The following is a 797-nucleotide window of genomic DNA, read 5'->3' as shown; positions in this document are numbered from 1 at the left end:
GCCGCCACCAATACCGCGGCCTACCAGTCGGCCGTGGTGCCGGTGGACAAGATCATCGCCTCGGTCCCGGAAATCTCGAAGGTCGCCAACGTCAAGGGCGAGCAGGTCTTCCAGATCGGCTCGGAGAGCTTCAATAACGAGCGCCTGCTGAAGCTGGGCAAGCGCGTTTCGGAACTGCTCAAGCAGCCCGACGTGGACGGCATCGTGATCACCCACGGCACCGATACCATTGAGGAAACCGCCTACTTCCTCAACCTGACGCTGAAGAGCGACAAGCCGGTGGTGGTGGTGGGATCGATGCGCCCTGGCACTGCCCTGGGCGCGGACGGCGCGCTCAACCTGTACGACGCCGTGCTCGTGGCCTCCAGCCCCGAATCCAAGGGCAAGGGCACGCTGGTGGTGCTGAACGACGAGATCCATACCGGGCGCGACGTCACCAAGAGCAATACCTTCAAGGTCGAGACCTTCCGTTCGCCCTTCGGCCCGCTGGGGTACGTGGTGGAAGGCCGCACGCTCTACTTCCGCCTGCCCGCGCGTCCGCACACCCTGCAGACCGAATGGGACATCGACAAGCTCGACAAGCTGCCGGAAGTCGCCGTGGTGTACGCCTACGGCAACGTCAACCCGGGCAGCGTGGATGCCGCCGTGAAGRAYGGYGCCAAGGCCATCGTCTATGCCGCCACCGGCAACGGCAGCGTGGGCGACTACATGGTCGAGCCGCTCAAGGCGGCACGCGCCAAGGGCGTGCAGATCGTGCGCGCCTCGCGCACCGGCAGCGGCGCCACCGGCAGCGGCGC

At 66.2% G+C, this 797-nt stretch carries 1 protein-coding gene; it reads left to right on the top strand.

Translation table 11 applies throughout. The features are described from left to right. A partial coding sequence (locus AC1DT6_RS40540) for an asparaginase (protein WP_477115626.1) occupies positions 1 to 797 on the top strand: 797 nt, incomplete at both ends.

Source organism: Cupriavidus sp. 01L45 (assembly GCF_056399885.1).
The sequence above is the reverse complement of the archived record's forward strand: the minus strand, read 5'-3'. Positions and strand labels throughout refer to the sequence as shown.